Raw genomic sequence first — 21,888 nt, 5'->3', positions numbered from 1 at the left:
ACCTAGATACGTATCTCGGCGGTGCTTACCGCCTGCGCGTAGCGAGCATCGTGGCAGGTAAACAGCACCGCCGGGTGGTGACCTCCTAGGTCGAGGTCCGCCATGCGGTGGAATTCGCCTGCACAATAGCGGTGCATGAGGAGACTTAAGCGGCCGTGGTTGGGGGCGTCGAGGTTCACCGTGGGCTCGTCGAGAAGCAATAGGTGCGGTCCGCGAACGAGAGCTGCGGCGATGAGTACGAAGCGTCGCCACGCGGCCGGAACATCCAAGGGGTGCGTGTCTGCCCACTGCTCAAGCCCCATGAACTCGATTGCAGCGCGCGCCAGCTCTGGGGTAGCGCCCACGGTAAGCTCCGTCGCCACGGTGCGCCGCGACAACGCCGAATCCATATCGGCCGGCGCCCACCCCATGGTCACCCCATCAGCTACCTGCAGGGTGCCTGTCGACGCCACCAACCCCAGCGCAGCCAAGAAAAAACTCGTCTTCCCCGTACCATTTAACCCCGCCAGGTGGGTGACACTACCTGGGGAAACCTCAAAACTAATCGGTCCCACAGTCGTAGCACCACGCGGAATGCGCAGGTCCCTCGCACACAGCAACGGGTCATGATCGTGAGAAAGATCAACTGGGGTGAAGCGCACTGGGACGGTGGCCACGGGGTCCGGTGCGGGCTCGGGGACCAGATCACCGCTGCTTGTCAGACGCAGCTGCTCGGCGGCGGTGGTGGCAAGGGCCGTATGCATGCGGTCGTAGACGGTCACGTTACCTGGGAAAGAATCGACGATTCGGTGCAGGATCTCAATAGCTTCTGCGTCGAGCCCATCGGTGGGGCAATCCAACACGAGGGCTTCTGGGCGGGTAATCAACGCGCCTGCGATGGCAAGCCTGCGTGTTTGCCCGCTTGATAACGTCATGGGATCCTGCTCGGCTTGTCCGCGTAGCCCCCATGTGTCGATTGCCGTATCCACGGCCCGCTGCATGGTCGCCGCGTCCATTCCCGCTTGTTCCAAAGGGACGGCGAGTTCTTCGGCCACCGTGGAGCGCAGCAAGGAAATATGTGAGGAGGCATCGTTGCCGACCCACGCGGCCCCCGTGCTTTCCGACGTCGCCCACGCGTGCTCAGACAAACCGGTGCCGCTTGGCGACCAAATAAACTTAGTGATCGGCATACAACGCTTCTCCCCCTGTTAAAAAATCGACCAGATGCACACCGCGATCGTGGCACACACAGCAAGTAATTGGATAATCACATCGTGGGTCCTCACCGGCACCGGACGCAAGACCGTGCGTGGCCCAGGGTGACCAATGCCAGTGCGCTGCAGGGGACGTGCGCGTTGCGCCGCATTGTCTACCAGCCCCACGACGAGCGGCAGTACCAAACCCCAGCGGCCACGAATACTGTGCACATCGATTCCACGTGTGATGTGTGTTTGGCGGATGATCTCCAGTCGCGCCTTAGCCAGCGGGTACAACCGCAGCGTGGAGGCGATAACATACAACAACTTGGGGTTGACACGTGGCTGCACGGCACGCATCAACTCATCAGTATTAATAGTGCTGCCCACGCACAAAGCGGCGGCGGTCGCCCCCAGCAAGCGCATGCCGAGCAGAAGTGCAGTGTGGGTGCCGTCGATAGTAAAAAACCACCAACCGGGCACCTCGCCAAACGGTGCGTACATCACCATCAGGCCCGCAAACACCGGCACGGACAGCAGCGTAGTGGTGAGAAAAACGCGGCGTATCGACGCCCCCACCAGCGCGAGCACACCCGCGCACAGCCACGCGCCCACCGATACCTCTAGGCGATTAGCCACCAACACGGTCACGACCGCGCAGGCGGATATCACAAAGAGAGTGACCGGATTAAGACGTGCAGCCATAAAAACTAATCAGCAACCTTGTAGTCGGGGGAAAATGTGCGGCGGGTGCGCTCCGGCAATGAGCGGTACACAATCCAAATGACCGTAAACACAATCACCTTATCCAAAGGATCGGACGTCCACGACTGCAAGAACACCGCAAACAATGGATCCGCGCCCAAGGAACGGTAGAAAGACACCAACAAGCCCGTGCCAGTACCTGCGGTACCACCGAAAATGAAGGAAGCAATTGGTGCCGAGAGCAATGCCGTAATAAAACCAATCACCGCAGCGGATGCGCCAATACGCCACCAGCCCTTAGTCCAGTTTTTACCCAAAATGCCAGCCGAAAAACCCACGAAAGCATAAGCGGCAGCAAAAGGAACGACGGTGGGGTTAAAGGTTCCCCAGACCAGTGCGGACAAAATGCCCGTGGTCACACCCGCGGCAGGACCCGCCAGCGCACCCACCAACACGGTGCCGAGGGAGTCAATATAAAGCGGCAGCGGCAAGCCCATGGTGCCCACTATCTGCCCCAAGATGATGTTAAGTGCCAACGCAACCGGCATGAGGGCCAAAGTACGCACGGGAAGTTTAGGAAGAGTAACAGACAAAAGCATTAATGCCGGTACGCAGAAGCCCACGAGTGCAATGGTGGAGCTGCGAGAATCTGCGAGTTGGTTCCATTGGGAATCTTGCGGCTGCCACACCACGAGGGTGAGCCAAGTGGCTGCGATGATGGCAACGGCACAACCAATAATGATGTTGTTACGTGACAAATGCATAGGTATTCCTAGGAGTGTCGAAGGGGTACAAAGCAAAGCGCTGCAAAAGGGGCACTCCTCCTATGTCACCTCGGAGCAGTGCTGGCAAAAGCAGTTAGTACTCTAATACAACCCGTTCGAACTCTGCGAACACATCCTCCGATTGGAGGGTCGTGAGAATCTGAGCGTTGGCAGGATGATCGCCATAGTTGCTGTCCCAATCCACCACGGTGGTTCCGCGGGTCAGTTCTGCGTTTGCTTCCACATCCACAAATCCTGGGCGGGTGGTGTGCGGGACGCGATTGAGAAGTACCATCGCGGCGGCGAGATCATGGATTTGGGCCATGTACCCCACCCCAACCGATTCGTGAAATTCGAAGTAGAAGCGGAGGGCGTCGCTAAGTATCGGAAGGACTGGTTCCTGGCTGCGCTGGCACCATTGCTTAAGGCGTTGTGGGGTAAGGAGCACGGATTCCGTAACGTTGAGTGGGCATATCGTGGGCCGGACAGCGTGGCCGCGGTAATGTGTGAGCGCCTCTTTGAGTGCGTGTGGATCAACCCACGCATTCCACTCGGCGGTGGGTGTGGTGTTGCCTGGGTAGTGGAAAGCGCCCGTCATAAAGGTCACGTGCGGGATGGCGTTGAGAATATCAGGGGCGTTTTCCGCCGCCCACGCGACGTTGGTGGCAGGGCCCGCTACGAGGAGATAATCGGCGCCTTTCCACAGCTTAACGGCGGCCGCTGCGCTACCAGACTGCGGTATGGGCGCGTGGGTGGTGTGATAGCCCAAGCCTGTGGGGCCGTGGGTTTCTGGCGTGGTGGTTAGTGGCAGCACGCGCGGTTGTGGGGAACCGGACGTAATTGGTACGTCACTAAGCGTGAGTGAGTTCATGACCTCCGCTGAGTTGGCTGCGGCTTGCTCCGCGGTGCAATTGCCGGCCGAGGTGGTAATACGTAGCTCGATGAGGCCGTGTCGGTGCAGGTGGCCGAGGTATGTGATGGCGAGTGCGTCGTCAATGCCGGTATCAACGTCGGCAACAACCACTGGGCGATGTGCTGGGCTATTCATGGTTTCCAACATAGTGACTGGGGTGAATTTTACGTGAAACATTACGGTTTTGCTATCGAACCCATTAGGATTCTTTGCATGCGATTCCCCTCTATTTCTTCCAGCGTGCGCCGTGCCTGTGCCACAGCCACAGCAGTCATTGCGCTTGCCGGAGTGGCCGCACCTTCTGCCACCGCCCAGTCTTCAAACCCCATCGAGGCGGGTTCCTCCGCCCTTAACTACGGGGCTAACGCTCTGCTTGCGGAGTGGTCAAAAAACCCACACCTAGGTGAAGACATCAACTCCTTCTACCGTGGAATGCACATGTATTCTCCATGGGCACAATTCCCACTCTGGAACATGTGGGGATCCCCAACCCCCTACCCCATCGAAGCAGAGCGTGACTTTGCCGCACCACGCCTCGTTAAAGTAGAAAAAGACGAGCGTTTCGACGTCGACCGCCTCTTCATCGAGTCACCCGCTATGCGACGCATCGTGCAGGTGCAAGTGCAACACCCCAAAGACCGCACCACCCCAGCGCCCATGCTGTACCTTCTCGACGGTGTCTCCGCCCCATCCCAGTCCGGATGGTTGCGCAAGGGTGACGTGCAAGGAGCAATGGCCAACGAACATGTCACCGTGATCATGCCAACCGAGGCCGGCGGCACCAACTACACCGACTGGAACGAAACCGACCCATATATCGGCCGTTCTATGTGGGAAACGTTCCTTATCAAGGAACTGCCTGGTGTGCTAGTGCAGCCCGAGACAAAGATTGCGTACAATGGAAAATCCTATATCGGTGGACTCTCCATGGGTGGCTCCGCTGCCGTGCGCCTAGCAAACCTCTATCCGGAAAAATTTGTGGGCACCTTCGGAGTTTCCGGCTGCTACTCCCCCGTGAACACCAGTGGACGTGAACTGTTTAACCTCGCGGCCCGCGTGATGGGCGGCAACCCGGACCTCATGTGGGGACGCGACATCACCGAACAGCGTCGCCGTAATGACGTAGTAGCCAACCCCTCTGGTATCGCCTCTATGGATACCTATATCTATGTAGCCAACGGCGTGGCCACCCCATCTGATGTAAATGCACCAAAGGAAGACGGGCCATTCACCCTCTTTGGCAACATCGTATTGGAAAAAATGACCTACCGCTGCACCCAAGAGCTCGAAGCCTCTGTACGTGAAAAGATTGCCGACCCTTCCCGTATCACCTTTGACTACCATGATCAGGGTGTTCACGCATGGCCGTACTACCGCCAGCAGCTCCCCGTTGCATGGGCAAACGTAAGCAAGGGGCAGTATACCTATCACTAGGTTTGAGCTGACCTTAATGCACTATCCCGCACCCGAAGTCCTGTGACGTAGCTTCTGGGTGCGGGATTTTTGTTGGTTTGTGTGGGGTGGGGGTTTGAGATTGTTTTAATTGTGTGCAATGTTGTTAAGTGGTGGAGGTGTTAATCCCTAGACGTTCACAAACCCGATCCCCCATGAAAGAATTTTTAATGCTAACAGTTTGCAAATTCTTTTTTTAGGGATAGGGTAGCCGAATAAAAAACGTGCGATTCCAGTTGTTGTACTGTCGGCAGCGATGATCTTGTCGACTGCCCTTCCATTATCAGCGGAGGCTGAAACTAAAACAGCAGAATCGGTCATTGATGCGGGTGCTGCCGCTTTGTCCCCTTCGCCGCAAATCGAGCAAACCGTTGAACTTGAATCAGAATTTCTAGTGACCGTGGACGCTCCAGAAAAGAATGTTTCCATTCTTAGCGTTTTAAATGCACACTTTGAAAATCTAGATGGGGATGTGGTCGTATTTTTCAGAGACAGGAACTGTTATAGAGAACTTGTCAGCTACCATCAATTCTACTCTTGGCGCTAGTATCGAGATACTGAATGATAGTCAGGTCCGGACGACGATTGATCCGAATTAATTCCCAGAATTACAACTGAAGTGTGGAATATCTGCGCTTTCCGGCGGGGTCGCAGGATTGGTAGCGACAGGAATCGGTCTTGCTGATGCTGGTATGGATTCGTGATAGTTGCTGCAGCCAAACTCGGTGAGGTAGCGAACATTGGTGTGCATGGTTTAAGTGACTACTACGATTAGTCGGCCGGTGTCAGTGACGCGGTTATAGATCATTAAGTTTCATCGCTTGGGATGGAACTGTTTACAACGTAAACGGGGGAATTTAGACAAAGGTATAAGCCTTAAGACCGCTTAGGTTGCTGTATTTACTGGAAGGATTTTTTGTTAGAGAGATCCAGATTGTTCCAATAAATAATGTAACGATAGGAAAATCTACGCCGAGTATTTTCTTACAAGTCTCGCCTTTGCGTGGGCGTTGGGTACGAAATCCCCTGCGTTGAAGATCTAGGGTCGCTTCAGTTTCAAAAGAAACATCATTCTAAGCCCACATTTTGCAGTTTTATGCCAAATAGTTTCCGAAAATCTGCTCCGCCCATGACTCCCCTGTCATCTGCAATGTGTTCGATAACTTCGCTATCTGCATGACTGCCGGCAACTATGATTTGCCGCGAATACTCACCTTCCGGCACCGGGTTAGCAGGAGTCGCAGGTGAGGTAAACGAGACAATGGCCCCACGGGCAGCTGGTGCCACATCGGCGATAGTAGCCTTTACAAAGGGGGCCTCGACAAAGACCACGTTTGGGTCGTCGGTTGTATCCACGACCATCTCTAGTCATTTGGCCAGCTAAATCCGCCAACCCCTCGTCGGCGCGGTCAGCGCCTTAGACGCACGCAGAAACACCGTGCCCAACAGTGGACAACGTCTGTGCGGTGATCTTCAAAACATTCGCCGGGGTGGTGCTTAGGTCCACCGCGCCCTTATGTGCGGTCACGAAACCCGCAATGGTTTCCGTGACCACATCATGCGGAGTAGTACGTTTTCACAGCTGTGGTTGGCGGGCGTTGGCGGGCGTTGGCGGGCGGACCACCCCCGTTTACCCCTGAAAAGGCGGCACTTCACACCAAATCTGCATAAACGGCCGGTTTGGAAGTGATTTGGTGTGAAGTTCTGTGCAAAATGCCTCGGAATACCCCCGAACGGTGCTAGAAGGAGCCGTCGATGTCGGTAACCACCACGACTTTCTGATTCACGAACTCGTGGAGGCCGAGGTCGATGAGCTCGCGGCCGAATCCGGAGCGTTTTGTGCCACCGAATGGGATGTCGGCTTTCACACCGGTGGGCTGGTTGATGTAGACCATGCCGGTATCGAGGCGACGCGCGATGTCTTTGGCTTTTGCCTCATCTTGGCTGAATACGGAGCCGCCGAGTCCGAATGGTGAGGAGTTGGCGATCTCTATGGCGTGGTCGATGTCGCGGGCGCGGTAGATCTGGGAGACGGGGCCGAAGAATTCGGAGTGTGCGGTGTCGGAGTCGAGTGGGATGTCGGTGAGGATGGTGGGTTGGTAGAAGGCGCCATGCTCGGGGAGATTGATGCCGACTTCGGTGACGGTGGCACCTTCGGCGCGGGCTTTGTCGACAAGTTTGCCGAGGTCATCGGCTGCTGTTTGGGAGGACAGCGGTGCTAGTTGGGTGTTTGGATCCATGGGGTCGCCGGCTGTGAGAGCGGCAACTTTTTGGGTGTACTGGGCGAGGAAGGCGTCGTAAAGCGAGTCCTCTACGATGATGCGTTTCGACGAACAGCACACCTGCCCTGCGTTCCAATGGCGTCCGAAGACGGCCCAGTCGACGGCTTTGTCGAGTTCTGCGTCGCTGAGGACGATGAAGGCATCCGCGCCGCCGAGTTCGAGGGTGGACTTCTTGAGGTACTTTGAGGCGGTTGCAGAGACTGCGGCTCCTGCCCCTTCGGATCCGGTAAGAGCGACGCCACGCACGCGTGGATCGGAAAGGATCACCTCGGTGGCGTCGTGACCTGCGAAGACGTTGACTAGGAGGCCTTCGGGTGCGCCTGCCTCGCGGAAGAGTTCAACCATTTTGAGTGCCGACTGTGGCACGTTGGAGGCGTGCTTGAGCACGATGGTGTTGCCGGCGGTGAACTGCGGTGCGCCGATGCGAATGACCTGGTAGTAAGGGAAATTCCATGGTTCGACGGCGTAGAGAACACCCAACGGCTCGTTGATGAGTTGGACGTCGTGCTCGCCGAAGCCCTTCGCGGGTAGGTAGCGCGGTGCGAGCTGGGCCTCGCCGTTGGCGACGTAGTAGCGCAGTATATCGATGCAAATATCGATTTCCGATTCAGCTTCAGCGATGAGTTTGCCCATCTCAAGGGTGATAATTTCCGCGTATTCGCGCTTTTTTGTTTCCAAAATGTCGGCGGCGCGCGCGAGAACCTCCACACGGTCTGCTACCGGTTTGCGACTCCACTGTGTGAACGTGTTGTGTGCTTGAGTGATGGCTTGTTTAATTTCTTGAGCGGTTGCCGTGGGGAATTCCTTGACAACTTCGCCGGTATAGGGGTTTGTGGTTGCGTAGGCCATGAACGATTCCTTAGTGCTAGAGGTAAATAAACTATGCGCCGCCTACGCTACCTCGTTCTGACTACCCCCTCAATCCCCTATTAGGGTGGATAATCGTTCGGGTTAATTTGAGAATAAGGGGCAAACTCACCCCTATTTATGTCTCTCGACGTCTTAGGAGATAAAAAATAGGCCTCACCTCTCGAAGAGGTGAGGCCTATTTAGTGAGATCGATTTATATGCTATGAATTAGCGAATAAATAGGTGGCTGAACTTGGTCCACAGAGTCCACAGGGCGCCCAACCCACCCAGCACACTCAGACCAATGGTGAGGATGCGACCGATTTTAGTGCCGAGGAATTCTTTAGCTTTGGAGAAAGTGGTGTCACCAGCTGCTACCTCTGGAGAATCCACTTGTTCTTGATCGCTGATAACGGAATGTTCCTGGTCGGAATGCTCACCTGAAGTGTTGTCTTTATTTGAAGCTGGATTAGCCTGTTCTGCGGGCTTTTCTGCATTCAAAACCACGGTGAGAGGAAGTGGCTGCTTGGCAATATCATTGTTATTGCAAGTGTAAGACTCGAAAAATACTGATTTAAGACTGCCGAGCTCACTAATTAGGTCGTTGTGCCATGGTTTCCAAGTTCCAGTGGTGCATGTAGGAATTTTTGGCGTTACCGTAATAGTTTTGTCGGAAACTGAGTATTCTTGAACATCGAACAGTTTGATATTGGATTTTTCACCGACGGTAGCTTTAAGTTCTCCCATGTTGCCATTTTTGAGCATCAAATTGAGATCTTTGATGACTAATTCATCATCCCCAAACCCCAACTTCATAGTTACTTCCCCTGGCCAGTTGATCTGGTAGTTAGAATGATTTGTTTCGGTTTTTACTTCCCCGTTATGGAAAACTAAAATGCCGGATTTTTCCCTTCTGGTGTCAGGAAAAACGCCTTTTTTGAAAGTCTCTGCATATACCGAAGCAGCATCAATGTTTGTCAGTTCTGCGCCTTTGTCAGCTTTTTCAAATTTTGGACCGTTATGGTCGTACTTACTGTGGCTCGATCCGCTGAAGCCCCAGTAAAGGTCTGCATTTTTGATGTCGTCGGCGAGTGCTTGAGGTGCAACTACACCTCCGGCGATGATGGCGGTGGCTGTGATGCTGGTGAGGGCTCGGCGTCCGAGTTTTGGTAAAATGCTCATGATTGGTTCCTTTGAGGGAAGTGAGGGGAATTGGGTACCCTACCTTCAGACACTGTCTAAGGTTAGGCAAACCTATTTATATGGCATGGGGGTGTAGCCGTCAATATGATGGTTACCTAAGGGTGTTTGAAGATCGTTAGAAGGAAATCTAATCAAGCTGATGAGGTCTACTTTTTCTTGTTTCTAGCGGGGGTATTTTAGGGGCTATTTTGGGTACAATCTATCTATTGCTGGTCAAAATGCTGTGGAAGTAAAGCTGCACTTTAGTGTGTTTGTGGTGGGCGGTTAGGGGGGGGTCACTTGTTCCCTCTACCGCTTTGTGGACCTTAGTTTTGTATTGGGGGTTCAACTTTCCAGAACTATCGCCACCCCTTAAGTTTTGTTGTACAAAGAAAAACGACGATAATTATCCGGTCTAATTATTTCACCGGAGGAAACGATGTCTGAACCGACAACCCTGGCGGATACCCGCCATTTCAGCTGGAAGCGCCTGTGTGCGGTGCTGTTCTTGCTATTCCCTGTTCTTGTCTCTGTGGTCTACATGTGGGCTATGTGGGATCCTACAAAGAATTTGCGCTCTGTGGATTTGGCTGTGGTCAATGAGGATAAGGGTGCTACTCGCAATGGTGAGTTCAATCGTTATGGCGACAAGGTGGTCAAGGGGCTGCTCGATAAAGAATATCTGGCTTTTAAGCAGGTCAGTGGCGATGAGGCAGCCGAAGGGTTGGATAATGGCACCTACTTATTCACTGTGACGATCCCGGAGAATTTCTCGGAGAATGTGAATACTTTGTTGGCGGATCAGCCGACTAAGCCGGAGATCATTTTGTCGTATAACGACTTCAATGGCACGAATGGTTCGGTGTTGACGGGCGGTTTGGTTCCTAAGATCCAGCAGGCAGTGTCGGCATCGATTTCGGAGTCTTATGCCACCAAGTTGGTCAACGGTGTGAATAAGCTCGGCGGTGGTTTGGAGCGTGCCGCTGATGGTTCCGCGAAGTTGGATGAGGGTTCTGGCAAGTTGAAGGATGGTTTGGCCAAGGGCGTTGCGGGTTCGCAGAAGCTTAACGACGGCTCCCACCAGCTCGCCGAGGGCACCGCAAAGTTGGCTGATGGTACGGGTCAGCTTGCCGACGGTGCCAGCCGTCTTGCTGCAGGTACCGCAAAGCTGGGCAATGGTGCCGCTCAAATTGATGACGGCGTGGGCACCCTAGTGAACACCCTCATCCCAGTGCTGACGACCGCCCAGGCAGCTGCCCCACAGCTGCAGCAGGCTGCCGATGCACTTCGTGCCGTGGGCATGGTTGCGGAAGCCGATCGTATCCAGGAGTTGGCCACCAAGTTTGATGTCAACAACCCTGACAACCAGGTGAACAAGCTGAACAAGCTGAAAAACGGTACCGCTACCTTGCGTTATATGCTGAGCGATCCTTCTTCGGAGTACTACGGGGGTGTGCTGAAGCTCAGCGATGGTGTGGCTAAGGCTCATGATGGTGCAGTGAAGCTAAACGATGGCGCGCACCGTCTTGCGGATGGTACCGCGCAGTTGGCTAATGGCACGCAGCAGCTTTACGACGGTGCTGGCCGCCTCAACGAGGGTGCTAACACCTTGGCCACCAAGCTTGATGAGGGTGTAAAGAATGCCCCGAAGGTTCCTAACGCAGAGGCATCGGCTAAGCAGGTTTCGGTTCCAATTGTGTACAAGGAAAACAACGTTAACCCCGTGCAGACGGTGGTAGACAGCAAGGACCCAACGGCTAAGAAGCTCAACGGTGGCGCCTCCATGCTGATCGTCATGGTCTTTGGTTTCTTGCTCATGGCACTGGCTGCTATCTTGCTGCCACATGTGTTCGGTACTGATCGTCGTAACGCGTTTGTTGCCCCTACCTTGAAGTCCTTTGCTGGCCTGTTCAGTATCGGTGTGCTGACCCTGTTTGTCTTGGCTGGTTTTGCTACCACGATCGGTTGGCACCCGCGCTCGTGGGCGGGCATTGCGCTTGGTTTCGTATTCACTGCTTCTGCCATGGCTGCGGTAAACCAGTTGTTGCGTGCATTGTTTGGCCGTTTTGTCGGCGGCATTGCCATCCTTGCGGTTTTCGCTTTTGGAATGTTCTCCTTCGGCGGTGTGTGGCCACTGGCCACGGTGCCAGGGGTGTTCCGTGCGCTCCACCCGCTGTCCCCTATGAGTTACGCCCGCCAGGCATTCGTGGGGGCGTCGCAAGGCGAACTGGATGCTAGCTATGCGCTGGTCATCGCCGTGCTTGCCCTGTTTACCGCGGTGCCGTTGGCTATTACGCTGATGGTGCGTGCGGCGCGCGTGCGAAAGCTCAACAGCCAGTAGCGTTGTTGTGATTAAGCCCGAGGATCCTCCGCCTCGGGCTTTTTCGATGTTCACAAGTAGGTGTACTAGGAAGGATGTATGTGGCACGTACTCGCATGGCCTTGTGGTGTGGTTTGGGTGATCCTTCGCGTATCGCTCCGAATTAAATCAGACGCTGTTGGCGTGCTGCCGTGATGGCGGCGGTGCGGTTATCTACGCCGAGCTTGGAGTAGATGTGTACGAGGTGAGTCTTCACCGTTGCCTCGGAGATGAATAGTTTGGCTGCGAGTTGGCGGTTACTGAGTCCTTGTTCCAGGTTTTGGAGGATTTCAATCTCGCGAGCTGAGAGTGCTTGTCGGGGTTTGCTTACGCGTTGCATGAGGGCGTTGGCTACCTCGGGGGCGAGGGTGCGGCGACCTTCAAAGGTGGCGACCACTGCATCGTGTAGTGCTGATTCCGGTGCGTCTTTGAGCAGGTAGCCCATAGCGCCTGCTTCGACCGCTGCGAGGATGTCGGCCTCGGTGTCATAGGTGGTCAGGATGAGTACCGGTGGGCCGCCAGCGCTGGCGAGCGTGCGGGTTAAGGTGATGCCGTCGGTGCCTGGCATTTGGATGTCGGTAACAACAACGTCGATGCCTTCAGTGTTGACGTTGCTGCCGTCGCTAGCTTCGGCGACCACAGTGATGTCATCGAAGCTGTCCAAAATGGAGCGCAGTCCGGCACGGACTACGGGATGGTCGTCGATAAGCATGACGCGGATCATGAAATCTCCCGGCGGCTGGTGAGCGGAATGCGGCATGCGAGTGCAGTGCCGTATGTATCTGATTCAATCACGAGTGTGCCCCCAACGGTATTTACGCGCTTGCGGAGCCCATCGATTCCAAAGCCGGAGCTGGTGCCACGCTCGGTGGTGTCGGGGTTAAAACCGACTCCGTTGTCCACCACGTCGAGGCTGACCTCGTCCTCCCACACACCCAGTGTGACCACTGCTTTTGTTGCATGTGCATGTTTAACTACATTGTTGAGCCCTTCTTGAGCCACGCGAACCACAGTACGTGATACCGGCTCCGGCAGGCTTATCGACGTATCCCCCACGAGCTCCAAATGAACATCCAATGGAGCACCGAGAGCATCCTGTTTTGCACGCAGATTGTCAATCGTAGTTGTCAGTGCAATAGGTAGCGAGTCGCCCAGTGCTGGAGCGGCTAGATCGCGCACAAAGCGGCGTGCTTCTGCAAGGCTGTCAGAGGCTTGGGTTTCGATCACGCTGAGCTGCCGTGCCACATCGTCGAGCTCCCCTTTATCGAGTCGGCCATGCGCGGCGCGTGCCAAGATCACGATAGAGCTCAATCCTTGGGCGACTGTGTCGTGGATTTCACGAGAAAGTCGCTCGCGCTCCTCAAGCCTGCCTGCTTGGTGCTCAGAGGTGGCGAGATCCTGCTGGGCTGTAAGCAACTCTGCTGCTAGCTGGCGGTAATGCTGGGCATCATTGCGCAAGGTGGTGTAACTATAAAAAATCACCATGGAAAAAGCAGCCCCAATCGTTGGGCCCATGGCTTGCGCGGGCATCCACTCATCTGGGCGTGTGGCTAGGGGAATTGCGATGGCGATGGCAAGGAGTAAGGCAACGCCTAAGATGCCACGAATACCCTGCTTGAGATGCAATATCACAAATATGAGTGGGAACATTAGCCACAGAAAATAGCCGGAGGCACCTACAAGGAAAGCCCAGAGGGTAACAATAAGCACGAGCCATATAGGGCTGAGCGTGGTGGGATCTGGGATATCGTCGCCACGCGCGAAACGATTTTCCCATGCGGTGCCAAGCATATAGAAAATTCCCAGCGTGATTGCTGTGGCAATAGTAATATTGTTCGCATCGGTTGGGGCTGTTGGAAGCTCGAGATAATAACGTACGATCCCAAAAATGAGCAGACCAGCGAACATTACATGCAGGCTGACACGCATGACGGTGAGAATTTGAATCACATGAGGCTTCACACTAGTGAGCATAAAAGATCTCCTGCGCCTGTGATGGGCCGAAAGGAAAAGTTTGCTTAATTGAAGCCAATGTTGCATAGCGACAAAATAGGCCATAGTATTTAATGGAAATAAATACCGATAATTTCATGAAAGTGTGTTTGATGAAAATCCCTCACCGTCGATTAGTCGGAGCTGCGGCTACTTGTTTCCTTGTGACTGGTCTCGCCTCTCTCCCCCCTACTGCCCTAGCTGGACCAGACCAGAACAAACACACCGTTTATGGCACACATATGGATCTCTCACCTGAAGCTGCTGTAAATGAAGAAGATAATGTCACTGGCCTAGGGGTTGTTGTTGGTCTCGATTCTCATGGCAAAGATGACGAAGAAATAGAATTCAGTGGGCGCCCGGCGGAAGAAGCTGTAATGTGGGTGCCAGCATGGGGTCGTTTTCTGTTCACTTCAACTGAACAAACTCCATTTGTAGCTCCAAATGGATCTATTGTGTGGCAGGCTCCGCAAGACGTAGGAACAGATCAGCTTCCTATCTACTTTGGCTACAATAGTGGCGCCAAACTGCAAGAAGCGGCTGAAAGTGATGAGATTCAAGATCGCAATTACTCGCTAGATCTTTTGAAGGTAGAAGGTCCAGGAGAAGCTGAAGTATTTACTGCAACCTCGGCCGGTATAGTGCGTGTTTTTTCTAGTAAAGATAAGTCTTTACGTTCTTTGATTAAACCTCGTCACTCGCATTATCACACAACTTTTACAAAACCTGGTCGTTACGTATTTACTTATCAAGCGACAGCCTATGATAATGACGGTAAACCCATCAAAACGATGCCTATGGAACTTGCATGGCAAGTTGGTGGTAACAAACCTGATGAAGGAAAAATTAGAGATTTTAAGAAATCTTGGGAGAATGCAAAACAGGAGAATGGTTCTGGGAAAATATCTTTCCATCCATCTCAGAAAAACTCTGGAAAGAATACAGACATTCGCTTTGAGGGAAGTGGCGACGGTCGACTAATTTTGTTGATTGATGGGTATTTCTTAGATGAATTACCTGTAAAAAATGGCAAAGCTGAGACTACTAATTACCTTGGAGAAGGTGAATCACAGTATCAAGCTCTGTTTATTCCTGATGATTCTGATGAACCTGCTTGGTTGTCCTCTGCGTTTGGGTACAAAACTGGAGATACGAAAGACGTATCGGAAACAGCAGACGATATTGAAGAGCCTGATGAGATTGATGAGGAATTAGTCTGGCATCCAGAATCAATTTCGCTTGATAATAATGAGGTTGAGGTTAAGCTAACGCCGCAGAAAGATGGTAAACATTTACTCTCAATAATTGGCGATGAAAACTTGCAGGGATATGTAACTGTTAAGTTATTTGATAAGAAGAGAGATGATATATCTCCGTCATGTAGTATTGAAGGGCGCTTTGATAAAGACGGAAAGATTAACCAAGAATTTGATGTTTCAGCTTGTGTGAAGCTTAATCCTTGGTTGAAAGTAAACGTTACTCCTCATCCTTTGGCAGCGGTAAAACCAATAGATTCGGAACTAATTCAGCTTGATCTTTCCAAAGAAGTGGCACAGAAATTTGAATTTGAGGAGACTGAGGAAAAAGAGTCGCCGGAAGTCTCTGACACCTTTGGTTCCTACAAACGCAAAGTGCCTTCTGATGACTCTGCAGTTACGAGCGAAAGTAATAAAAAAACTGACTCTCTAAATGAACAACCAAAGGGACAGCAAACACAAAGTAGCTCACAAAATGTCTCTTCCACCAAGGAAGAAGCGCCTTCATCGAATAGTGCCGTGCATGAATTGACAGCAGGGCATATTGATATCCGATTGTCTGATGATGATGGGCTAGGTTTTAGCCTTGAGCATGAAAATGTCCAGCATCCTCTTGAAAGCACGGCTATCCGTGTTGGTGATAACGCCCGACAAGTACGCGAGAAGAAACTGTCCGATCCCAAATGGGATTTTTTGGGAGAAATAGATGAGAGCTTCTATTTATTGCCAAGTAGTGAAGAGCCTCAAAAACCGTGGCCAGGATTTAGTTCAGAAGAAGTAGACTACGGTGATTATCCAGAAGGGATTGACATCATTCTTGATGATGTAAAAACTCCTGAGGGTGGTCGCGCAGTCTTTTATCAAGCTGATGCCCTGACAGGGCAGGTTGAGAAAATTCTCGACTCAGTGGACTCCAAATATCGCATGCTTAGTACTAAAAAGCCGCTACACCTGCATGGCAACTGGTCGTTTAGTAAACCAGGTCAGTACACCTTGTACTTCAAGGCGATGAGTGGAGACAAAGAAATAGCAAAGCCACAACCGGTCACTTTCTTGGTGGGAAATGATACTGTAGCTAGCTCGGAGCAGGGTGTAGCCAATAAAAATGAAAAGGAGGCGAAAAAAGCTCACAAGGTTCCCCCTGTATCAGACCAAAAACACCTTGTTAACCATAACGGTAAAAAGAGCGAAAGCTCGGGTGGTAGTGATGAGAGTAAAAATACTCATCAACAAAACAAAACGGCCAAGAAGGAAGACCCGAACGTGAAGAAGTCTGCACTTAAGCAGAAACTCGCGGAGACGGGTTCCTACGCTGACCTGCTGTTTCCGGCCGCATTGGCGTTCTTTGGTATCGGTTTTGCGGTACTGGGCTTGGTGCGGATGCGTCGCCAGTAGGCGCTGTTTAGTAGAGCGCGCAATCTAACCTAGTGATGTCATATCAACCAGTTGGTTGACCGGAGTTTCACCACGGCAACTGATGGAATAGCTCCTTACTTTCACAACAATAGAAGTGAAAGTAAGGAGCACATCATGTTCTTAGGAATCCGCGACATCCGCGCCGCAGCAGGGCGTTTCACCCTGATCGCATCGGTCGTCGGCTTGATCACCCTGTTGATCGTCATGTTGACTGGCCTCACCCAAGGCCTAGGTAAACAAAACACCTCAGCTATCGAAGCACTCGCACCACACAGCGTGGTGTTCACCACAGCAGGTGACTCCTCCCCAGAGTTCACCTCCTCGGAAATCTCCGAGCAACAGATAGAACGTTGGAAGGACTCCACTCCCCTTGGCGTTTCCCAAACCCGTATCGAATCGGACCAAAACGCCAATACCACCGCAGTGATGGGCCTTCCCGAGGGAACTAAACTCCCCGACTCCGTGGGCGGCTCCATCGAACAAGGTGCACTGCTTCCCGCAGAGCTCGCCGACTCCCTGCACGTACGCGCAGGCGATCACATCACCCTTGGTGGTGCCACCGTCACCGTTGCCGGCACTGTAAAAACCGAGAACTACAGCCACACCCCCGTGGTCTGGGTGGACACCGCCACTTGGCAGATGGTCAGCCACACTAAGGCCGTGGGCACAGTACTGCTTCTCAACCAGGAGCCAACCACCCAGCCTCAAGATAATGAGGTAGTTACCGACCTCAAGGGCGCATTCCAAGCAATGCCCGCCTATAAGTCGGAGCGCTCTTCCCTAGTGAGCATGCAGGCGTTCTTGTACATCATTTCCGCACTGGTCACGGTGTCCTTCCTGACCGTTTGGACGCTGCAACGTACCCGCGACATCGCCGTGCTTGCCGCGCTGGGAGCGTCGAAACGCTACCTGCTTATCGACGCCCTCGGCCAGGCCGCCATCATCCTCGCCGCAGGAGTGGCCCTCGGCACCGGCATCGGCGCCCTCCTCGGATGGCTCATTGCAGGCAGCGTGCCATTCTCACTCGGATGGGTATCTGTACTCGGCCCGGCATTCGGCATCTGGATACTTGGCCTCATTGGAGCCACCATCGCCGTCCGCAACGTCACCAAAGTCGATCCTCAGATTGCATTAGGAGCAACAGCATGAGCGCCACACCAGTTCTCTCTATCACCAACGCCAGCGTTGTCTACCCCGACGGCACCTCGACAGTCGCCGCCCTCGACTCCGCCAACGTGGAAATATTCCCAGGCGAGCTCGTAGCCATCGTCGGCGAATCCGGCTCCGGAAAATCAACCCTGCTCTCCATCGCCGGCTTCCTCCAAGAACCCACCGCCGGAACCGTGACACTCCGCGGTGCGGAAGGCCTCGACGCTACGTCGACACGCCGTGAGCACATCGGATTCGTCTTCCAGCAGCCCAACCTCCTCGGATCGCTAACTGCCCGCGAACAGCTGCTCATTACCGACCACCTGCGCGGCACCAAACCCCGCAAAGACCGCGCCGACGAATTACTCGCCCGCGTCGGACTCGAAGGACTCGGCGGCCGACGCGTAGCCCAACTCTCCGGCGGCCAACGCCAGCGCGTCAACATCGCCCGCGCACTCATGGGTAACCCCCAACTCCTGCTTGCCGACGAGCCCACCTCGGCTCTCGACGCCCGTCTCTCCCAGGAGATCGTCGAGCTCCTCCGTGACATCACTAAAGAATTCGAGCTCGCAACCCTCATGGTCACCCATGACCGATCCCAACTGGCCTACGCTGACCGCTTCGTAGAAATGGCCGATGGAAAAGCCCTCTTAAAAGTTTGAGTGCTAATAGACAGAGTGTTTTCCGTTAGCCAGTGGGATTATAGTGACCCCGCCAGCCAACGGAAAACACTCTGTCTATTAGGTGTGGCTCTTAAATCAGAATTCCAAGAATGCCTAGAATAGGAGCGAGAATCTGAAGAACTGAGTTGATCGTAGATGCAGTATCCATGATGACTCCTTATATACATGTGAAGTGATTGATTACTTGCGGTGAATTATGCAACTGATTAGTTGCATTTCGAGATGCTGCCCTATATACTCAAAAATCGTGATCTGCTACAAAGGGAAACATCCTAGTTACCTGCATCGGGTTTTAAATTAAACCAAAGATGAGGCTGAAAAGTGGACCGAGTGCACTAATGATGGCGGTAATTGCGTTCAGTCCTGCTGCGGTTCCCATAATAACTCCTTTGTTTATGGAAGCTAATTACCGGATGGTAACTGCTTGTTTTCCTTTATACATCTTCCGAAACTAAATATTTAAGTTTTTTCTTAAAAGTTATGAAAATTTTATATTTCTAACTTAATGTAACTTAAATAAAGTACATTGTTTCAGGATGCTGAACCTAGATGTTTGAGCCTATTGGCTCCCAACTTTGGCTTTATTCTGTAGTAAATACAGATGGATTTAGAGTAGACCAGCAAGAATGCCAAAAATTGCTGCGAGTGTGTTCAAAATCGTTGGAACGACAGTAGCACCCATGATCTTCCCTCCTTTCTTCTGTAAAACGATTTATCTGCACTCTAACAGGTTAAGTAATCCTTATACAATACTGAGCTTGATTTTTTTCAACTTTTTTATCAAACCTTTACTAAACTAGGTCTCCATGACTAGTCCAAGTGGAAACCCCCCGGCAAGTTCAGTGAGTCCTACTTTTCGATATTCAGCCGTTCTAGCTGGAGAAATTGAGAAAAAGTGGCAGCAGTACTGGATTGATAACGGTACTTTTAACGCCCCCAACCCCGTGGGCGATTTAGCCGTCTCTGGAGACAAACTCCCTGAAGACAAGCTGTTTGTTCAGGATATGTTCCCGTACCCATCTGGTGCCGGCCTGCACGTTGGTCACCCACTGGGATACATTGCGACGGACGTTTTTGCTCGTTATAACCGCATGCTGGGCAAGAACGTGCTGCACACCTTGGGCTACGATGCCTTCGGTCTGCCAGCTGAGCAGTATGCGATTCAGACGGGTACACACCCTCGCACGACCACCATGGCTAACATTGCGAACATGCAGCGCCAGCTGGGTGCATTGGGCTTGGGTCATGATCCTCGCCGTAGCGTGGCTACCACTGATCCGGAGTTCTACAAGTGGACGCAGTGGATCTTCCTGCAGATCTTCAATGCTTGGTTTGATACCAAGCAGCAAAAGGCCCGCCCTATCTCTGAGCTGATTCCGCTTCTGGAGTCGGGTGAAGTGGCGTTGCCGGAGGGCTTCGAGGGCTCTGCTGACTCGTACTCTGAGTTGGATGCGGTGGAAAAGGCCAAGGTTGTTGATGAGTTCCGCCTGGTTTACCGCTCTCACTCGATGGTGAATTGGTGCCCTGGTTTGGGCACGGTGTTGGCTAACGAGGAGGTCACCGCCGATGGTCGTTCGGAGCGCGGTAACTTCCCAGTTTTCCGCAAGAAGTTGTCGCAGTGGATGATGCGCATTACGGCATATTCGGATCGTCTTATCGACGACCTTGACCTGCTGGATTGGCCAGACAAGGTCAAGAGTATGCAGCGTAACTGGGTTGGTCGTTCGCGTGGCGCTGAGGTGGACTTTGATGCCCTCGGCCACACGATCACCGTGTTCACCACCCGTCCAGACACACTGTTCGGCGCGTCCTACATGGTTCTCGCCCCTGAGCACGAGCTTGTCGACGCCCTCGTCGCCGCCAGCACGAACTCCTACGAAGGAATCGACCCACGTTGGACCTTCGGCCAAGCAACCCCTGCGGAAGCAGTCAAGGCCTACCGCGCTTCCATCGCAGCAAAGAGCGACCTTGAGCGCCAAGAAAACAAGGAAAAGACAGGTGTCTACCTCGGCGTAAACGCCGTCAACCCTGTCAACGGCGAGAGCATCCCAGTGTTCATAGGCGACTACGTTCTCACCGGCTATGGCACCGGCGCAATCATGGCTGTGCCTGCACACGACACCCGCGACTACGAATTCGCCACCGAGTTCGGCCTACCCATCCGCGAGGTCGTCGCTGGCGGCAATATTGCCGAAGAGCCCTACACCGAATCCGGCGTAGCCGTGAACTCCGCTAACGACCAAGGCCTCGACATCAATGGCCTGGACAAGCAGGAAGCTATTGCCCGGGTTATCGAGTGGCTCGTCGACAAGCAAAAAGGATCCGAAAAGATCCAATACAAGCTACGCGACTGGCTCTTCGCCCGGCAGCGCTACTGGGGCGAACCATTCCCAGTCGTTTACGACGAAAACGGCCTCGCCCACGCACTACCCGAGTCCATGCTGCCCGTCGAACTACCCGAGGTAGAAGACTACAAACCAGTCTCCTTCGACCCAGACGACGCCGACTCCGAACCACACCCACCACTGGCCAAAGCCACCGAGTGGACCCAAGTAGAACTCGACCTCGGCGACGGCCTGAAGAAGTACACCCGCGACACCAACGTCATGCCACAGTGGGCCGGCTCCTCCTGGTACCAACTGCGCTATATCGACCCCACCAACAGCGAGACGTTCTGCGACATCGAAAACGAACGCTACTGGACAGGCCCACGCAGCGCAGAAGACTCCGGCGGCGTTGACCTCTACGTCGGCGGTGTCGAGCACGCCGTGCTCCACCTTCTGTACTCCCGCTTCTGGCACAAAGTCCTCTTCGACCTCGGCTTTGTCACTTCCCGCGAACCCTACCGACGCCTCTTCAACCAGGGCTACATCCAGGCATTCGCCTACACCGACTCCCGTGGGGTGTACGTCCCAGCCGATGAAGTAGAAGAAAAAGACGGCAAATTCTACTACCAGGGCGAAGAAGTCAATCAGGAATACGGCAAGATGGGCAAGTCCCTCAAGAACGCCGTCGCACCTGACGACATCTGCCGCGACTTCGGCGCCGACACCCTCCGCGTTTACGAAATGGCCATGGGCCCACTGGACACCTCTCGCCCATGGTCCACCAAGGACGTCATCGGTGCTCACCGCTTCCTCCAAAGGCTCTGGCGCCTCGTCGTCTCCGAAGACGACGGATCCATCGTTGTCACCGACGCAGCACTCACCGACGACGACCTCAAGCAACTACACCGCACCATCGCCGGCATGCGTGACGACTACGAAGGCCTGCGCATCAATACCGTGGTAGCCAAGGCTATCGAATACGTCAACTACCTGACCAAGGCATACGGCTCCACCGGTGCACCACGCGCAGCCGTCGAACCACTGGTCATCATGGTTGCAGCCGTCGCACCACACATCGCCGAAGAGCTCTGGAAGCGCCTTGGGCACAACGACACCATCACCTTTGTCGCCTTCCCCGAGTACGAAGACAAGTGGCTCGTTGACGACGAAGTAGAAATGCCAGTCCAGATCAACGGCAAGGTCCGCGCCCGCATCATGGTGCCTGCCGACGCCACCCAAGACCAGATCTCTGAAATTGCACTTGCCTCCGATGCCGTGACACCACACATTGAAGGCAAGAACGTGATCAAGAAGATCGTCGTCCCAGGACGCATGGTCAACCTAGTGGTCAAGTAACCACAACACGAGAAATCGGCCCAGCGAG

The 21,888-nt window shown here is 53.6% G+C and carries 17 protein-coding genes; 7 read left to right on the top strand and 10 right to left on the bottom strand.

Annotation, left to right across the window (positions count from 1 at the left end; genetic code table 11):
* Positions 1 to 2: 2 nt before the first annotated feature.
* The 4 genes from CIP100161_RS11715 to CIP100161_RS11700 form a co-directional block, all read right to left on the bottom strand.
* Positions 3 to 1,169, bottom strand: coding sequence for an ATP-binding cassette domain-containing protein (locus CIP100161_RS11715; protein ID WP_155874443.1), 1,167 nt, complete (start codon positions 1,167 to 1,169; stop codon positions 3 to 5).
* A gap of 18 nt (positions 1,170 to 1,187) precedes the next feature.
* Positions 1,188 to 1,880, bottom strand: coding sequence for an energy-coupling factor transporter transmembrane component T family protein (locus CIP100161_RS11710; protein WP_155874442.1), 693 nt, complete (start codon positions 1,878 to 1,880; stop codon positions 1,188 to 1,190).
* A gap of 5 nt (positions 1,881 to 1,885) precedes the next feature.
* Positions 1,886 to 2,644 carry an ECF transporter S component family protein gene (locus tag CIP100161_RS11705; RefSeq protein WP_155874441.1) on the bottom strand — a complete coding sequence of 253 codons (759 nt, stop codon included), beginning with the start codon at positions 2,642 to 2,644 and terminating at the stop codon, positions 1,886 to 1,888.
* 94 nt (positions 2,645 to 2,738) lie between these two features.
* A complete protein-coding gene (locus CIP100161_RS11700) occupies positions 2,739 to 3,734 on the bottom strand; it encodes a nucleoside hydrolase (RefSeq protein ID WP_155874440.1) in 996 nt (331 codons plus the stop codon).
* Between the two features lie 36 nt (positions 3,735 to 3,770).
* On the opposite strand from CIP100161_RS11700, the gene CIP100161_RS11695 reads away from it, so the two are divergent.
* Positions 3,771 to 4,991, top strand: a complete 1,221-nt coding sequence (locus CIP100161_RS11695; protein WP_155874439.1) for an alpha/beta hydrolase — start codon at positions 3,771 to 3,773, stop codon at positions 4,989 to 4,991.
* Between the two features lie 274 nt (positions 4,992 to 5,265).
* Positions 5,266 to 5,556, top strand: coding sequence for a hypothetical protein (locus tag CIP100161_RS12305; RefSeq protein ID WP_155874438.1), 291 nt, complete (start codon positions 5,266 to 5,268; stop codon positions 5,554 to 5,556).
* Positions 5,557 to 6,077: 521 nt separating this feature from the next.
* Here CIP100161_RS12305 and CIP100161_RS12300 read toward each other — a convergent pair.
* From CIP100161_RS12300 to CIP100161_RS11670, 4 genes are all read right to left on the bottom strand, one after another.
* Entirely contained in the window at positions 6,078 to 6,365 is a 288-nt protein-coding gene (locus CIP100161_RS12300; protein ID WP_232053172.1) for a hypothetical protein, read from the bottom strand.
* Between the two features lie 61 nt (positions 6,366 to 6,426).
* Positions 6,427 to 6,564 carry a hypothetical protein gene (locus CIP100161_RS12295; RefSeq protein ID WP_232053171.1) on the bottom strand — a complete coding sequence of 46 codons (138 nt, stop codon included), beginning with the start codon at positions 6,562 to 6,564 and terminating at the stop codon, positions 6,427 to 6,429.
* Between the two features lie 184 nt (positions 6,565 to 6,748).
* Positions 6,749 to 8,140 (bottom strand): NAD-dependent succinate-semialdehyde dehydrogenase, encoded by a 1,392-nt coding sequence (locus CIP100161_RS11675; RefSeq protein WP_155874437.1) that lies wholly within the window; start codon positions 8,138 to 8,140, stop codon positions 6,749 to 6,751.
* Between the two features lie 228 nt (positions 8,141 to 8,368).
* On the bottom strand, positions 8,369 to 9,322 hold the full coding sequence (locus CIP100161_RS11670; protein WP_155874436.1) for a hypothetical protein: 954 nt from the start codon (positions 9,320 to 9,322) through the stop codon (positions 8,369 to 8,371).
* Positions 9,323 to 9,761: 439 nt separating this feature from the next.
* Here CIP100161_RS11670 and CIP100161_RS11665 point away from each other — a divergent pair, with 439 nt between their 5' ends.
* Positions 9,762 to 11,663 (top strand): YhgE/Pip family protein, encoded by a 1,902-nt coding sequence (locus CIP100161_RS11665; RefSeq protein WP_155874435.1) that lies wholly within the window; start codon positions 9,762 to 9,764, stop codon positions 11,661 to 11,663.
* A 142-nt stretch (positions 11,664 to 11,805) separates the two neighbouring features.
* On the opposite strand, the gene chrA is transcribed toward CIP100161_RS11665, so the two are convergent.
* Together chrA and CIP100161_RS11655 are read right to left on the bottom strand one after the other, a co-directional pair.
* Positions 11,806 to 12,405 carry a heme-responsive two-component system response regulator ChrA gene (gene chrA / locus CIP100161_RS11660; RefSeq protein WP_155874434.1) on the bottom strand — a complete coding sequence of 200 codons (600 nt, stop codon included), beginning with the start codon at positions 12,403 to 12,405 and terminating at the stop codon, positions 11,806 to 11,808.
* Entirely contained in the window at positions 12,402 to 13,655 is a 1,254-nt protein-coding gene (locus tag CIP100161_RS11655; RefSeq protein ID WP_085713804.1) for a sensor histidine kinase, read from the bottom strand. Before CIP100161_RS11655 ends, chrA begins: the two co-directional genes overlap by 4 nt.
* 260 nt (positions 13,656 to 13,915) lie before the next feature.
* Between CIP100161_RS11655 and CIP100161_RS11650 the strand changes: the two genes are divergently transcribed.
* The 4 genes from CIP100161_RS11650 (at position 13,916) to leuS (ending at position 21,860) form a co-directional block, all read left to right on the top strand.
* Positions 13,916 to 16,324 carry a choice-of-anchor M domain-containing protein gene (locus CIP100161_RS11650; RefSeq protein WP_232053170.1) on the top strand — a complete coding sequence of 803 codons (2,409 nt, stop codon included), beginning with the start codon at positions 13,916 to 13,918 and terminating at the stop codon, positions 16,322 to 16,324.
* A 135-nt stretch (positions 16,325 to 16,459) separates the two neighbouring features.
* Complete coding sequence (locus CIP100161_RS11645; RefSeq protein WP_155874432.1) at positions 16,460 to 17,494, top strand: ABC transporter permease; 1,035 nt, start codon at positions 16,460 to 16,462, stop codon at positions 17,492 to 17,494.
* Positions 17,491 to 18,156 carry an ABC transporter ATP-binding protein gene (locus tag CIP100161_RS11640; RefSeq protein ID WP_155874431.1) on the top strand — a complete coding sequence of 222 codons (666 nt, stop codon included), beginning with the start codon at positions 17,491 to 17,493 and terminating at the stop codon, positions 18,154 to 18,156. Before CIP100161_RS11645 ends, CIP100161_RS11640 begins: the two co-directional genes overlap by 4 nt.
* 827 nt (positions 18,157 to 18,983) lie before the next feature.
* On the top strand, positions 18,984 to 21,860 hold the full coding sequence (leuS, locus tag CIP100161_RS11635) for a leucine--tRNA ligase (RefSeq protein ID WP_155874430.1): 2,877 nt from the start codon (positions 18,984 to 18,986) through the stop codon (positions 21,858 to 21,860).
* Positions 21,861 to 21,888: the final 28 nt, after the last annotated feature.

Origin of the sequence: Corynebacterium rouxii, assembly GCF_902702935.1 — a bacterium.
Taxonomy (GTDB): domain Bacteria; phylum Actinomycetota; class Actinomycetes; order Mycobacteriales; family Mycobacteriaceae; genus Corynebacterium; species Corynebacterium rouxii.
The sequence above is the reverse complement of the archived record's forward strand: the minus strand, read 5'-3'. Positions and strand labels throughout refer to the sequence as shown.

What these genes read in the sequence shown, in the direction of transcription:
- CIP100161_RS11715 (WP_155874443.1), bottom strand. Translation starts at nt 1,169, where the DNA reads ATGCCGATCACTAAGTTTATTTGGTCGCCAAGCGGCACCGGTTTGTCT.
- CIP100161_RS11710 (WP_155874442.1), bottom strand. Translation starts at nt 1,880, where the DNA reads ATGGCTGCACGTCTTAATCCGGTCACTCTCTTTGTGATATCCGCCTGC.
- CIP100161_RS11705 (WP_155874441.1), bottom strand. Translation starts at nt 2,644, where the DNA reads ATGCATTTGTCACGTAACAACATCATTATTGGTTGTGCCGTTGCCATC.
- CIP100161_RS11700 (WP_155874440.1), bottom strand. Translation starts at nt 3,734, where the DNA reads ATGTTTCACGTAAAATTCACCCCAGTCACTATGTTGGAAACCATGAAT.
- CIP100161_RS11695 (WP_155874439.1), top strand. Translation starts at nt 3,771, where the DNA reads ATGCGATTCCCCTCTATTTCTTCCAGCGTGCGCCGTGCCTGTGCCACA.
- CIP100161_RS12305 (WP_155874438.1), top strand. Translation starts at nt 5,266, where the DNA reads ATGATCTTGTCGACTGCCCTTCCATTATCAGCGGAGGCTGAAACTAAA.
- CIP100161_RS11675 (WP_155874437.1), bottom strand. Translation starts at nt 8,140, where the DNA reads ATGGCCTACGCAACCACAAACCCCTATACCGGCGAAGTTGTCAAGGAA.
- CIP100161_RS11670 (WP_155874436.1), bottom strand. Translation starts at nt 9,322, where the DNA reads ATGAGCATTTTACCAAAACTCGGACGCCGAGCCCTCACCAGCATCACA.
- CIP100161_RS11665 (WP_155874435.1), top strand. Translation starts at nt 9,762, where the DNA reads ATGTCTGAACCGACAACCCTGGCGGATACCCGCCATTTCAGCTGGAAG.
- chrA (WP_155874434.1), bottom strand. Translation starts at nt 12,405, where the DNA reads ATGATCCGCGTCATGCTTATCGACGACCATCCCGTAGTCCGTGCCGGA.
- CIP100161_RS11655 (WP_085713804.1), bottom strand. Translation starts at nt 13,655, where the DNA reads ATGCTCACTAGTGTGAAGCCTCATGTGATTCAAATTCTCACCGTCATG.
- CIP100161_RS11650 (WP_232053170.1), top strand. Translation starts at nt 13,916, where the DNA reads ATGGATCTCTCACCTGAAGCTGCTGTAAATGAAGAAGATAATGTCACT.
- CIP100161_RS11645 (WP_155874432.1), top strand. Translation starts at nt 16,460, where the DNA reads ATGTTCTTAGGAATCCGCGACATCCGCGCCGCAGCAGGGCGTTTCACC.
- CIP100161_RS11640 (WP_155874431.1), top strand. Translation starts at nt 17,491, where the DNA reads ATGAGCGCCACACCAGTTCTCTCTATCACCAACGCCAGCGTTGTCTAC.
- leuS (WP_155874430.1), top strand. Translation starts at nt 18,984, where the DNA reads ATGACTAGTCCAAGTGGAAACCCCCCGGCAAGTTCAGTGAGTCCTACT.